Source organism: Haloarcula litorea (assembly GCF_029338195.1).
In the GTDB taxonomy this organism is placed as follows: domain Archaea; phylum Halobacteriota; class Halobacteria; order Halobacteriales; family Haloarculaceae; genus Haloarcula; species Haloarcula litorea.
The window spans coordinates 1,167,959-1,181,028 of record NZ_CP119779.1 but is presented as its reverse complement, the minus strand read 5'-3'; the positions used below and the strand labels follow the sequence as shown (position 1 = coordinate 1,181,028).

At 68.9% G+C, this 13,070-nt stretch carries 14 protein-coding genes; 7 read left to right on the top strand and 7 right to left on the bottom strand.

Annotated features, from left to right (window positions below):
- Positions 1-6: 6 nt before the first annotated feature.
- Positions 7-585 carry a hypothetical protein gene (locus P0592_RS06200; protein ID WP_276273412.1) on the bottom strand — a complete coding sequence of 193 codons (579 nt, stop codon included), beginning with the start codon at positions 583-585 and terminating at the stop codon, positions 7-9.
- A gap of 132 nt (positions 586-717) precedes the next feature.
- Here P0592_RS06200 and P0592_RS06195 point away from each other — a divergent pair, with 132 nt between their 5' ends.
- Positions 718-1,581, top strand: coding sequence for an HFX_2341 family transcriptional regulator domain-containing protein (locus tag P0592_RS06195; protein WP_276273411.1), 864 nt, complete (start codon positions 718-720; stop codon positions 1,579-1,581).
- Here the strand turns inward: P0592_RS06195 and P0592_RS06190 are convergent.
- The gene (locus P0592_RS06190) at positions 1,578-1,745 is read right to left on the bottom strand and encodes a DUF7556 family protein (RefSeq protein WP_276273410.1); all 168 of its coding nucleotides are present in this window, start codon (positions 1,743-1,745) and stop codon (positions 1,578-1,580) included. The genes P0592_RS06195 and P0592_RS06190 overlap by 4 nt on opposite strands.
- Before the next feature lie 227 nt (positions 1,746-1,972).
- Between P0592_RS06190 and P0592_RS06185 the strand changes: the two genes are divergently transcribed.
- The 5 genes from P0592_RS06185 (at position 1,973) to P0592_RS06165 (ending at position 8,335) form a co-directional block, all read left to right on the top strand.
- Complete coding sequence (locus P0592_RS06185) at positions 1,973-2,818, top strand: CBS domain-containing protein (RefSeq protein WP_276273409.1); 846 nt, start codon at positions 1,973-1,975, stop codon at positions 2,816-2,818.
- Positions 2,815-4,551, top strand: coding sequence for a glycine--tRNA ligase (glyS, locus tag P0592_RS06180; RefSeq protein ID WP_276273408.1), 1,737 nt, complete (start codon positions 2,815-2,817; stop codon positions 4,549-4,551). Before P0592_RS06185 ends, glyS begins: the two co-directional genes overlap by 4 nt.
- A 1-nt stretch (position 4,552) precedes the next feature.
- Positions 4,553-5,158: a diacylglycerol/polyprenol kinase family protein gene (locus P0592_RS06175; protein ID WP_276273407.1), complete on the top strand. Its 606-nt coding sequence runs from the start codon at positions 4,553-4,555 to the stop codon at positions 5,156-5,158.
- A 109-nt stretch (positions 5,159-5,267) separates the two neighbouring features.
- Positions 5,268-7,727: a DEAD/DEAH box helicase gene (locus tag P0592_RS06170; protein ID WP_276273406.1), complete on the top strand. Its 2,460-nt coding sequence runs from the start codon at positions 5,268-5,270 to the stop codon at positions 7,725-7,727.
- A gap of 50 nt (positions 7,728-7,777) precedes the next feature.
- Entirely contained in the window at positions 7,778-8,335 is a 558-nt protein-coding gene (locus tag P0592_RS06165; RefSeq protein ID WP_276273405.1) for a redoxin domain-containing protein, read from the top strand.
- Here the strand turns inward: P0592_RS06165 and P0592_RS06160 are convergent.
- Positions 8,332-9,126: an Sjogren's syndrome/scleroderma autoantigen 1 family protein gene (locus tag P0592_RS06160; RefSeq protein WP_276273404.1), complete on the bottom strand. Its 795-nt coding sequence runs from the start codon at positions 9,124-9,126 to the stop codon at positions 8,332-8,334. The genes P0592_RS06165 and P0592_RS06160 overlap by 4 nt on opposite strands.
- Positions 9,127-9,243: 117 nt before the next feature.
- Between P0592_RS06160 and mdh the strand changes: the two genes are divergently transcribed.
- Positions 9,244-10,158 (top strand): malate dehydrogenase, encoded by a 915-nt coding sequence (gene mdh / locus P0592_RS06155; protein WP_276273403.1) that lies wholly within the window; start codon positions 9,244-9,246, stop codon positions 10,156-10,158.
- Positions 10,159-10,212: 54 nt separating this feature from the next.
- Here mdh and P0592_RS06150 read toward each other — a convergent pair whose 3' ends face one another.
- The 4 genes from P0592_RS06150 to P0592_RS06135 form a co-directional block, all read right to left on the bottom strand.
- Positions 10,213-10,344 carry a hypothetical protein gene (locus P0592_RS06150; RefSeq protein WP_276273402.1) on the bottom strand — a complete coding sequence of 44 codons (132 nt, stop codon included), beginning with the start codon at positions 10,342-10,344 and terminating at the stop codon, positions 10,213-10,215.
- Positions 10,345-10,419: 75 nt separating this feature from the next.
- Positions 10,420-11,106, bottom strand: a complete 687-nt coding sequence (locus tag P0592_RS06145) for a Zn-ribbon domain-containing protein (RefSeq protein ID WP_276273401.1) — start codon at positions 11,104-11,106, stop codon at positions 10,420-10,422.
- Positions 11,106-11,489, bottom strand: a complete 384-nt coding sequence (locus P0592_RS06140) for a DUF2073 domain-containing protein (RefSeq protein ID WP_276273400.1) — start codon at positions 11,487-11,489, stop codon at positions 11,106-11,108. The genes P0592_RS06145 and P0592_RS06140 overlap by 1 nt, the downstream gene beginning before the upstream one ends.
- 3 nt (positions 11,490-11,492) lie before the next feature.
- Positions 11,493-12,134 (bottom strand): Era-like GTP-binding protein, encoded by a 642-nt coding sequence (locus P0592_RS06135; RefSeq protein ID WP_276273399.1) that lies wholly within the window; start codon positions 12,132-12,134, stop codon positions 11,493-11,495.
- Positions 12,135-13,070 lie beyond the last annotated feature (936 nt).

Genomic DNA, 13,070 nt, shown 5'->3' with positions numbered 1-13,070 from the left:
GGGAACTCAGGGGAGCGAGGCCGTCGTCCCGGCGACCAGCTCCTCGGCGCGGGCCTCGAAGGCCGCCGCCACGTCGCGCTCGCCGTCGGCGTGGAGGTCGTACCCCAGGTCCGGCACCTCGCCGTCGACGATCTCCGGAAGCAGGGTGTCCATCTCGTAGCGGCGCAGGCGCACGTCGCTCTCGTGGACCCGCTGCCACTCGGCGTCGGTCGGCTCCGGGAGGGCGAAGGCGTCCCAGACGGCCGAGAGAATCCCGTCTTCGAGGTCGCGGTAGCAGTCCAGGTGCCGCTTGACCGGCGAGACGAGATCGGAGACGTACGCCTCCGGGGCGTCGTGGAGCAGCCCGTACAGCTGGACGCGCTCGTCGGCCCCGCGCTCGCGCAGGTCGCGGCTGACGTACAGCGAGTGGAGGCCGACGCTGTAGAACTCGCGGGTCTGTCCCGAGCAGCGGCAGATGTGCGAGAGGCCGTGGGCCACGTCCGACAGCGACACGTCCGCCGGCCGGGGGTCGAACGGCCGGAACTCCTCGCCGCTGACCGTGTTCATCACGGCCGCCGACGGGTCGAGGCTCTGGTCGGTGGTCATGGTCAGTGCCACGGCCCAGGTATGATTAAGATTTGTGGAGCGCTCAGCAGCTATGTGCAAACTGTTTTGCACACTCGTCGCCGGTGACCGACGATGGGAAACCGATTTGCGGCCGGGGGTCGACCTCCGCCCGTGAGCGAGACGGTCCACCTCATCCCGGTCGGCATCGACGTCGAGCGACTGTTCCTGCCCATCACGCAGGGGGACCTGGCGGCCGACGGCGTCGTGCTGTACCGGGCGCGTCGCCACAGCGACGACCGGGCGGTGGCGGACCTCGCCGAGCGGATGTTCCACCGGCTGGAGTACACGTTCGAGACGGTGCTGGGCGCGGAGGTCGAGACGGCGTTCATCGAGAGCGTCCACGACTACGAGAACGCCTACAAGACCGCCTACCGGGCGGTCCGAAAGCACGTCGACGACGCCGAGGTGTGGATCAACATCTCCTCGATGCCCCGGACCGTCTCCTTCGCGTTCGCGACGGCGGCAAACACCATCGTCAACGAGCGCCCCGAGCTACGGGATCGGGTCCACGTCTACTACGTCCCGCCGGAGGCGTACCTCACGACCAATATGCTCCGGGAACTGGAGGCGGAACTGGAGTTCCTCCGGGGCGAGGGCGGGGACCCCGCCGAGCGGGCCGACGAGATCGAGGCCCTGCTGGAGACGGTGCGGGAGCGCGGGATCACCGCGGGCGCTCGCGAGATCGACGGCCAGCGCTACGTCGAACTGCCGGCGGCCCCGCTGGCGGAGCTCCGGCCGTTCGAGCGGGAACTGCTCGCGGTGCTGGGCGAGGCGGGCGCGACCGAGTCGACGTCGGCGCTGGCCCGCGAACTCGCCCGGGCGCGCGGCGACGACCCGGACGAGTCCCTCCGGAGCAAGGTCCAGTACAACGTCGAGCGGCTGGAGGCGAAGGGGTTCCTCCGCCGCGAGGACTCCGGTGGGCAGTACGAGACGCGACTGACCAAGCTAGGCCGACTGTGGGTCGAGACCCACTAGCGCCACTCCGGCAGCGCGGCCGCCTCCGAGAGCGGGAGTGTGAGATAGGCGTCGTCGGTGGACACGTCCGCGATGATGAGGGTGTCCGTCTCGCCTTCTTCGACGGACGCCATGACTTCGGCGTCCGTGCCGATCTCCACTGGGGCGACACTGTCCGGCTCCATGCTTGACAATATGTATCACCCCAATATAAAAATAGCGGAATCCGCAGACGGTGGCAAGTTTCGCGTCGGCCGCCGGACGCATTAAAATGTGAAGTCACTTATACGATTTGTGAGGAAGTGAGTGACAGATCCGGCGACCCCAGCGGCTGGCCGTCCGTCCGCGCGCAGTCGGCTTCGGGGGCCGGATGTTAAGGACTTAGTAGGTGCGGGCAGGACGTTCTGCCAATATGAACGTCGCAGACGCTATGACGCCGCGCTCGGAAGTCGTCACCGTCGAGATTCCGGGCACCCGCGACGACGTGCTGGAGTACCTCCAAGAGCGGGCGTTCTCCTCCGTCCCCGTTATCAAGCGGACCGACGACGGCGAGGAGTTCCGGGGACTCATCTCCCGGGACGCGCTGATCGACCAGCCCGACGAGGACCAGCTCGCCCTGCTCGTCGAGGAGGTCCCGACCATCGGCGAGGACGCCTCCATCCAGGAGGCCGCTCAGCTGATGCTGTCCGAGAACGAGCGCCGGCTCCCGGTCGTGAACGACGAGCTGGACGGGATCGTCACCGTCACCGACGTCGTGCTGGCGATCGCCAACGGGGAGGTCAACGGCGACAGCGAGGTCGGCGGACTCGCCCGCAGCGACATCAACTGTACGTACAGCGGGACGCCCCTGCCCGTCGCCGAGCGGGAACTGGCCCACGCCGAGGTCCCCTACGGCGTCGTCCTGGACGACCACGGCGAGATGACGGGGATGCTCACCGAGGTCGACATCATCGAGGTGGCCCGCGTCGTCGAGGGCGAGGACGACACCGGCGACTCCATCGCCGGCGAGGACGACGACTGGGCGTGGGAGGGGATCAAGGCCGTCGGCGGCCGCTACATGCCCACGCGCAACGTCGAGATCCCCGTGGAACCGGTCGGCGAGTTCATGACCGACGAGGTCGTGACCGTCAGCAAGCGCCGCACCGCCAAGGAGGCCGCCCAGCTGATGATCGAGCACGACATCGAACAGATCCCGCTGGTCGCGGGCGACGAACTCGACGGCATCGTCCGGGACGTGGACCTGCTGGAGGCCCTATGAGCGAGGGCGAGCGGCTCACCGAACTCGCCAAGCGGCGGGGCTTCTACTTCCCCGCCGCGGAGGCCTACGGCGGTGCCGCCGGCTTCTGGACCTACGGCCCACAGGGCGCGGCGCTGAAGGACAACGTCGAGGAGGCCTGGCGCGACCGCTTCGTCGTCCGCGAGGGCCACCAGGAGATCTCCGCCCCGGACGTGATGCCCGAGCCCGTCTTCGAGGCGTCGGGCCACCTCGACACCTTCGACGACATGATAATCGAGTGCGGCGAGTGTGGCGCGACCCACCGCGCCGACCACGTCGTCGAGGACAACACCGACGTCGAGGAGGCCGAGTCCCTGCCCAACGAGGAGGTGATGGAGATCATCGCCGAGCACGACGTCGGCTGTCCCTCCTGTGGCGCGTCGCTGGCCGGCGAACCGGTGGACAACTTCAACCTCATGTTCGAGACGAACATCGGCCCGGGCACCTCCTCGCCGGGCTACCTGCGGCCCGAGACCGCACAGGGGATCTTCGTCGAGTTCCCGCAGCTCTCGGAGTACGCCCGCAACCAACTGCCCTTCGGCGTCGCCCAGATCGGGAAGGCCTACCGCAACGAGATCTCCCCGCGGAAGTCCCTCGTGCGCGTGCGCGAGTTCACACAGGCCGAGCTGGAGCACTTCGTCGACCCCGAGGACGACGAGCCGCCGCTGGCGGAGGTGGCCGACGTGACCCTGCCGCTGTACTCCGGCGAGGCCCAGCAGGCCGACGGGGAGGGAGTCCGGCACCTGACGGTCCGCGAGGCGGTCGACGAGGGCGTCGTCGCCAGCGACTGGGTCGCCTACTACCTGGGCGTCGCGAAGGGGTGGTACGAGCGGATCGGCGTCGACATGGACCGGTTCCGCTTCCGCCAGCACCTGCCGGGCGAACTCTCCCACTACGCCTCCGACTGCTGGGACGCCGAGAGCGAGGTCGACGGCGACTGGATCGAGGTGACGGGCTTTGCCTACCGGGGGAGCTACGACCTCGACAAGCACGCCGCCCACTCCGGCGAGGACTACACCGTCTTCAAGCAGTACGACGAGCCGGTCACCGTCGAGCGGCCGACCGTCGATCCGGACATGAGCTACCTCGGCCCGGAGTTCGGCGGCGCGGCCGGGGACGTGGCCGACGCGCTCGAAGCGCTGGCCGAGCGCGAGCCGGGAGCCTTCGACGCCAACGAGGTGACCGTCGAGGTCGACGGCGAGCCCTACACCGTCCCCGTCGAGCAGACGAACTTCGCCGTCGAGGAGGTCACCGAGAGCGGCGAGCACGTCCGGCCCCACGTCGTCGAACCCTCCTTCGGCGTCGGCCGGCTGGTCTACACCGTGCTCGCCCACGCCTACACCGTCGACGAGGTCGACGGCGAGGAGCGGACCTACCTCGACCTGCCGCCCGAGCAGGCCCCCACCACCGTCGGCGTCTTCCCGCTGATGGACAAGGACGGGCTGGACGACTACGCACGGGAGATCGCCGAGGCACTCCGGACGGCCGGCCACGCGGTCACCTACGACGACTCCGGTGCGATCGGCCGGCGCTACCGCCGGCAGGACGAGATCGGGACCCCCTACTGCGTGACCGTCGACTACGAGAGCTTGGAGGAGGACACGGTCACGCTCCGGGAGCGTGACTCGACCGACCAGCGACGGGTCTCCATCGACGGGCTGGCCGAGACCATCGAGGGCCTGACCGAGGGCGACACAACCTTCGACGACCTGTAAGATGGCCGACGAGGTCGCGCGGCGACTCGTCCACGCCACGGGGGCGACGGTCCCCCTCTCGCACCTGCTCGCCCCCGACCTCGTCACCTGGCGGGTCGTCCAGTGGTTCATGTTCGTGTGTGTCGTCGTGGCCGTCGCCCTCGAGTACGCCCGCCTCTTCGTCGGGCTCGACTGGGCCATCTACGACCGGCTGACCCGCGAGTACGAACAGGACAACCCCGCCGGCTACGCGCTGTACATGGTCGGGATGGGGCTGGTCGCCGCCGCCGTCGGGTTGCCGGGGTTCGACACGGCGATCGCGGTCCCCGCGATGCTGATGCTCGCGATCGGGGACCCCATCAGCGGCCTGCTGGGGTCCGCGGACGCCAGCGCGGTCAAGCAGACGTGGGTGTTGCTCGCGATGTTCGGCGTCTGTACGCTTTTGGCCGCGCCGTTCGTCCCGCCCGCCGCGGCGGTCCTCGGGGGCGTGGCGGCCACCTTCGCCGACGGCGTCAAGCCGACGGTGCGCGGGTTCGTGGTCGACGACAACTTCTCGATCCCGGTGTTCTCCGCGGTCGCGATGTGGGTCGGCGTGACCGTGCTGGCGAACGTGACGGCCCCGGCGTAGCCGGTCGCCCGCGAGCCGACGACCGCGTCTGAGCGGGGCCGAGGCCCGCCGTTTCAGTTCCGCCGTGGTACCTGAACCCTTAACCGCCGGCGGGGCCAACGACACGCCGATGGCGACGACTGACACCGGGAGCGGCGACGCGCTCGACCACCCCCTGCTGACCGAAGGGTTCCTCGAGGACCGCCGCTACCAGGTCGAACTCGCCGACACCGCCGCCGGCGGGCACACGCTGGTCTGTCTCCCGACGGGACTGGGCAAGACGACCGTCTCGCTGCTCGTGACCGCCCGGCGACTGGACGCCGTCGGGGGCAAGTCCCTGCTGCTCGCGCCGACGAAGCCGCTCGTCCAGCAACACGCCGAGTTCTACCGCGCGGCCCTGGAGGTCCCCGACGACGACGTCGTGGTGTTCACCGGCGAGGTCCGACCGGACGACCGGGCGGAACTGTGGGACGACGCGAGGATCGTGATGGCGACGCCCCAGGTCGTCGAGAACGACCTCGTGGGCAACCGGATCGACCTCGCCGAGGTGACCCACTGCACCTTCGACGAGTGTCACCGCGCGACCGGCGACTACGCCTACAACTACATCGCCGACCGCTACCACGCCGACGCCGCGGACCCGCTGGCGACGGGGATGAGCGCCTCGCCGGGCGACGACGAGGAGGCCATCCTGGAGGTCTGTGAGAACCTCGGCCTCTCGGAGGTGGCGGTGATGACCGAGGACGACGCCGACGTGGCCGAGTACACCCACGACACCAGCGTCGACTGGAAGCGCGTCGAACTGCCCGAGGTGGTCCTGGAGATCCGGGACGCGATCAACGAGGTCGTCGCGGACCGGCTGGACCAGTTGCGCGAGCTGGGCGTGACGAACAAGTCCTCGCCGGACCTCTCCGAGCGGGAGATCCAGCGCATCCAGGCCGACCTCCGGCAGCTGATGGACAACGACCAGAGCGAGGGCTACCAGGGGATGAGCCTGCTGGCGGAGATCCGCAAACTCCGGACTGCGGTGACGTACGTCGAGACCCAGAGCGTCGAGTCCCTGCGGCGGTACTTCGAGCGCCTGAAGGAGGCCGCCCGCTCGTCGGGGGCCTCGAAGGCCGACCAGCGGCTCGTCAGCGAACCGAAGATCCGGGAGGCGATGCGTCGCGCCGAGGAGTACGACGACCTCCACCCGAAGTTCCGGCAGACCAGGATGTTGCTCGCGGAGACGCTGGGCATCGAGAACGGCGAGCGGGTCATCGTCTTCACCGAATCCCGGGACACCGCCGAGACGCTGGTGGACTTCCTGGACGGGCACTTCGACACGGAGAAGTTCGTCGGCCAGAGCGACACCGAGGGCAGCGAGGGGATGACCCAGACCGAGCAACAGGAGACCCTGGATCGGTTCCGGAACGGGGAGTTCGAGGTGCTGGTCTCGACCTCGGTCGCCGAGGAGGGGCTGGACGTCCCCGAGGTCGACCTCGTGCTGTTCTACGAGCCCGTCCCCACCGCGATCCGGGCCATCCAGCGGAAGGGCCGGACCGGCCGCCAGGCCGAGGGCCGCGTGGTGGTCCTGCTGGCCGAGGACACCCGCGACGAGGCCTACTTCTGGAAGGCCCGCAACGACCAGAAGCGGATGCGACAGGAGCTCCAGAACCTCAAGAGCGTCGCCGGCGACCTCGAAGCGCGGCTGGAACAGACCGGCCTCGCCGAGTACGAGGACGGCCAGGGGACCGGTTCCGGTGGAGCCGGGTCCGGATCGGCGGGCGGCGAGGGTGGCGGGGACGGCGGCGACACCGGTGGGTCGGCCGCCGCTCCAGTTGAAACCGGGGGCGACGACGGGCAGGCCGGGCTCGCCGACTTCGCCGGCGAGGACGTGGCCGCCGGGGGCGGCGACGAGTCCGACGGCACCGTCGCGACCGCCGGTGACGGCGCGGACGCCGTCGAGATCGTCGCCGACCAGCGGGAGCTGGACTCGACGATCGCCCGGGACCTCTCGACCCGCGAGGGGATCGAGACCCGACTGGAGACGCTGGCGGTGGGCGACTACGTCCTCTCGGACCGGGTGGTCGTCGAGCGGAAGACGGTCGCGGACTTCCTCGACACGCTGACCGGCGGCGACCGGTCGATGTTCGAGCAGGTCGGCGACGCCACCCGCCACTACGCCCGCCCCGTCGTCGTCGTCGAGGGCGGGGACCTCTACGGCCGCCGGAACGTCCACCGGAAGGCCATCGACGGTGCGCTGGCCGCCCTGTCGGTCGATTTCGGCGCCAGCGTCCTCCGGACCGAGGGCGAGGCCGAGACGGCCGACCTCCTCGCGGTCATCGCCGAGCGCGAACAGGACGAGGGGGACCGGGAGGTCAGCGTCCACGGGGAGAAACAGTCCAAGACCCTGGCCGAACAACAGGAGTACGTGGTGGCGAGCGTCGCGGAGGTCGGTCCCGTCACCGCACGCAGTCTGCTCGACCACTTCGGCAGCGTCGAGGCGGTGATGACCGCGGACGAGGCGGACCTGCTCGGCGTCGAGGGGATCGGCGAGGTGACCGCCGACCGCATCCGATCGGTCGTCGGGTCGGACTACGAGCCCTGACGCGGGCCGACGGAAAGTTTGATGAAGTGGTACAACTGAGTTTTCGCCGGGTGGCCGACGTGGACGAGCGGGAACCAGAGACCGATCGAGGCGTCGAGTTCGACCTGCACAACGTCGGAGCCGGCCGCGAGGTCCTCGGGTCGGCGGACCTCGCGCGGGAGCACGACCACGTGATCGCGGTCCTGCTACGGAACCACTACTGTCCGCGCTCCCGCGCGCTCGTCGAGGACCTGTCGGATCGCTACGACGAGTTCGCGGCCCGCGGGATCGAGGTCGTCCCCGTCCTGCCCGACGTCCGCGGGCGGGCGCTCGTCTGGAACCGGCGGTACGATCTCCCGTTCCCGATGCTCGCCGACCCCCGGGTCGAGATCGCCGACGGCGGCACGCCGGACGAGTTCGACGCCTTCCGGTCGGTCCGGCGGACGCTCCCGCGGCTCCCCGGCGTCGCCGTCTTCGAGTGCGTGGACGATCGGCTCCGGATCGTCCCCCGCCACGACGAGCCGACCCCACGGGACGCCCCGACGATCGACTCGCTGCTGGCCCGCGTTGACGCACGGCGGGACGGCGAGACCGCCGACCCGTCCGGGGAGATCGGCGCTGACAGCTAGAACCGGGTCGCGTCCAGCGCGTCCGCCGCCTCGCGTGCCGCGGCGAGGTGTTCGCGCGCCCGACGGGGGTCGTCCGTGGCCGCCGCCCGCTCGGCGAACCGGCGGACCGTCTCGGCGAGCAGCGACTCCGCCTCCGCCAGCGCCGCGTCGGCGTCGTCGGACGTTCGAGGTGAAACAGAGGGGGTGCGTTCGGGAGCGGGTTCGGTCTCACGACGCGGTTCGGACGCTCGATCGGCGGTTTCGGACCGTCGATCGGGCTGTCGCTCGCGCTCGGGTCGTTGGTTCGTCTCTCCACCCCTAATTTCGTCTGGAGTGTGTTCGGGGTCCGCCGACGGGACCTGCCGGGACGGGTCGGCCCCGGTGGAGGGGTCGGGGGCCGTCGCCTGCTCGTCGGAGCGATCGGCGTTCGCGTCGACCTGTCCTGTGTCGTCGTCGGCCGGGCCGCCCGCCTCGGCGTCGGCCGACTGGTCCTGCCCGCCGAACTGGACGCGGGCCTGGTCGCTTGGGTCGGCGACCTGGATCTGCTCGTCGTCGGCGTCGTCCGAGCTCTCGTCGTCGGCGTCGCCCGACTCCCCCTGATCGCGGGCGACCGGTTTCTGACAGGACGGGCAGAACTCCTGGCCGTCGTACCGGAAGACCGGGTCGCCACAGTCCGAGCAGTGGGCGTTGGTCATCGTCGCCCCCTTCAGGAGCAGCTCGCTCATCTGCTCGGTGGCGGCGCGCTTGTCCTCCTCTTTCTCGAACTTCTCGCGGAGTTTCTCGCGTTCGGCCTCCTTGTCGAAGTCGCTCATATCCGTCCAAACGCCGTCGCCGCGAAAACCGTTTACGGGTATCGGGCCGACCACGCCAGGCCCGGTGTGTGGGGTTTCGACACGTTTAACGTTCGCGCGGGTCCCGTTGCGAACGCTATGACAAAGGTAAGCGTGGTCGGTGCCGCCGGAACGGTCGGTGCCGCCGCAGGCTACAACATCGCGCTCCGGGACATCGCCGACGAGGTCGTCTTCGTCGACATCCCCGACAAGGAGGAAGACACCGTCGGACAGGCCGCCGACACCAACCACGGCGTCGCCTACGACTCGAACACGACGGTCCGCCAGGGCGGCTACGAGGACACCGCCGGCTCGGACGTCGTCGTCATCACGGCCGGCATCCCCCGCCAGCCCGGACAGACCCGCATCGACCTCGCGGGCGACAACGCGCCCATCATGGAGGACATCCAGTCCTCGCTGGACGAGCACAACGACGACTACGTCTCGCTGACCACGTCCAACCCCGTCGACCTGCTGAACCGCCACCTCTACGAGGCCGGCGACCGCTCGCGAGAGCAGGTCATCGGCTTCGGCGGCCGGCTGGACTCCGCGCGGTTCCGCTACGTCCTCTCCGAGCGGTTCGACGCCCCGACCCAGAACGTCGAGGCGACCATCCTCGGCGAGCACGGCGACGCACAGGTGCCCGTCTTCTCGAAGGTCCGCGTCGACGGCCGCGACCCCGCGTTCTCCGAGGACGAGCGCGAGGAGATCCTCGGCGACCTCCAGGAGTCGGCGATGGACGTCATCGAGCGCAAGGGCGCGACCGAGTGGGGCCCCGCTCGCGGGGTCGCACACATGGTCGAGGCCATCGTCCGGGACACGGGCGAGGTGCTGCCCGCCTCCGTCAAGCTCCAGGGCGAGTTCGGCCACGAGGACACCGCCTTCGGCGTCCCCGTGAAACTCGGCTCCGACGGCGTCGAGGAGATCGTCGAGTGGGACCTCGACGACTACGAGCAGGAGCTGATGGCCGAGGCCGCCGAGAAGCTCTCCGAGCAGTACGACGAGATCGAGTGAGCGGCTCCAACGGCGGGCGCTCCCGCCGGACGGAGTCCCGTGCGTCGGTCCGCCTCAGTTGTTCTCCGACTGTGCGTTCCAGTCGAACCCGTCGCCCGTCTCGACGCGCTCGTCGGCGATGCTGTCGCCGAGCAGCGACGCCCACTCTTCCAGCCGTGCGTGCGAAGATGAGTCTCGGCGAGACATCGTTCTACGCGAATCATCTACGGCGTGTTATATAACGGTTGTGCCGGCTTCTCTCGGAGCGGGAACGGGCGGGCGCTACTCCCGGATGGTCTCGGGCACCTGGATGGAGTAGCGGCCGTCCTCCTCCAGCGCGACGATGTACTCCTCGCGGTCGTACAGCTCCATCAGGTTCAGTTCGTACTGGCCCGGTTCGACCACCTTGATCGACTCGAACTGGTCGTTGAGCTCCTCGCGGAGTTCCTGGAGGTCGGGGCGGTCGGCCTCGGCGGTCCCGTCCGCCCCGTCGGGCGTGTCGGCGTCGGGGGCGTCGGGGGCCTCGTCCACGTCGGTCGACTCGACCGGCTGGAAGCTGTGGTCCGCGTCCGTCGACACGTCGGTGGGGAGTTCCTCCGGCCCGACCATCTCACCGCGAGCGCTGGCCTGTGCGGCGTCCTCGGTGTCGGCCGTGCCTGCCTCGACTCCCTCGGCTGTCGCGGTCTCGCCGGCCTGGCCGGGATCGGCGTCGACGCCGGCCGTCGGGTCGTCGCCGCCGCCGACGATGTCACGGACCGTCGCGGCCGTCTTGCCGACGGTCCGGGCGACGGTGCTGTCGCCACCCGGTGGCTCCGGTGGCTCGGGCGGTTCCGCGTCCGGGTCCGGCGTCTCGTCGACGCCGTCGGGCTGGAACTGGAACTTGTTGCCGCCACAGTCCGGGCAGCCCGACAGCATCTCCTTGGACCCGTCGTCGAACGCGCGACCGCAGTTCGTACACTGGTGGGGCATTATTTCCGGGAGACGAGGGCGCTGATGAGGTTCTCGTCCTTGTGGAGGGTCTCGATCTGGTTCGCCGGCCCGATCACGGTGAGCTTCTTGGTCGACTCCGTGCCCATAATGCGGTCGAGGATGCTCGTGTCCGAGGTCTCGGACCGCGGGTAGGTCTCGATCTCGATGCCGTTGAACTCGTCGGGGCTGATCTCGGTCATCGTCACCTCGATGAGCTTCGACTCCTCGTCCGGCGAGAGGCCCTCCTCGAGGATGACGATGTCGCCGTCCCGGACCCCGTCGAGGATCATCCGGATCTTCTCCATCGAGGTCATCCCGTCCATCCGGGCACCGCTGATGAGGTCGATCTGGACGCCGTCGTCTGGTCCTTTGACTTCAGCCATGGTTCACCCGAAGTACTCCGCGATCTTGTCGTAGACCTCGTCCATGTTGTCGCCCTCGAGCGCGGAGAGCGGGATGGTCTCGTGCTGTGGGAAGGCGTTGCGGATGCGCTGGACCGACGAGTCCTCCAGGTCGATCTTGTTGGCGAGGATCAACACCGGGAGGTCCTGACTCTCGATGATGCCGATGAGCATCGTGTTGACCTGGGTGAACGGGTCGTTCGCCGAGTCCAGGACGTAGATGACGCCGTCGACGTCCTCGCGGAGCCAGTGCATCGCCTCCGCGACCCCCTCGGTGGCCTCGCGCGACCGCCGAACGGCGTCGTCTTTCTCCATGTCGTGGTCGAGGAACTCGGTGTAGTCGACCTTCGTCGTCACCCCGGGAGTGTCGACGATGTCGATGGTAACGGTCTTCCCGTCGCGTTCGATCTCGACGTTCTCCTTCCGACGTGCGCGGCGCGTCTCGTGGGGCACGTGACTCTCCGGGCCGACGGCGTCGCCCGTCCAGTCACGCGCGATACGGTTCGCCAGCGTCGTCTTGCCCGCGTTGGGCGGCCCGTAGATGCCGATCCGCTTGGGATCGTCCTCGGAGAACAGCGTCGATGCTGCCCGCGAAATGCTATCTTTGAGGTTTGTGAGCAGTCCCATCCTATCCTCCAGCCGCCGATTTCCGGTGTGGCGGCTTCTGCCCGTAGAAGATAGGCGAATTCACTTAAGCGTACGTCAGACACCTATCTTTTTCATTATGTTTCTGTCGTGAGAGGAAGTGGCGACGAGCCGCGAGCCGGCGAGCGTGGGGCCGGTCGGACCGATTCGCGTCGAGTCGAAACCGGGGCCGTGTCGCTACCTGACGGAGACTGGGGAGCCGGGGCGTGGAACATCGGCCCCCGTTCCGGCCCGCGAGGGAGGGGTCGTCCCCGTCGGTGGATGAGGCGTGACCCCTCTCCGGTTGGGGATCATCTCGTTGGGTCGCGGACGGACGGGATGCCCCCCACCCCTTCGTTTCAACTGGAGTCGGACCACCCACGGGAGTCGAGGGGCGTGGATCCCCCGTCGAGCGGTGTCCGGACCGACCGGATAGCGCGAGCGAAACTAGAGTGTAGTCCGTCTAGAGCTGTCCTCTCGCTAGACTAGCGTACAGTACACACCACAAAATATTGGTTTTATCTAGTGCGGCTTTGGTTTAACGTATCGGGTAATAAAGATTCCGCTACTAGACGCGACACCGCATCGCTGTCGACCCCCCGCCCACCCTCTTGTGTCGTTCCACCCGAAACGAAGGGGGTGGGGGGTCCACCCGGTCCGGGGGTCAGACTCGCCCCTCGAACCGTATCGTCGCGGCGACGATCCCGCTCCACCCCGCTCGCTCGTCCCCACCTCTCGACGAACCCACCCCCAGTTCCCGTCGAACGGGACACTCCCCACTCGTCACGCACCACTCCCCCGCCGTGTCCGACTCGGCGCGACTCCCCGGCGGTGTGACCGGACGGGTGTGACGGGCTCCCCACCTCCGGTTCGGGTCGACGCGTCGCTGGACGACCGAAATACTTAATATCGAATCACCCACGGGTTCATGTGGTTCAA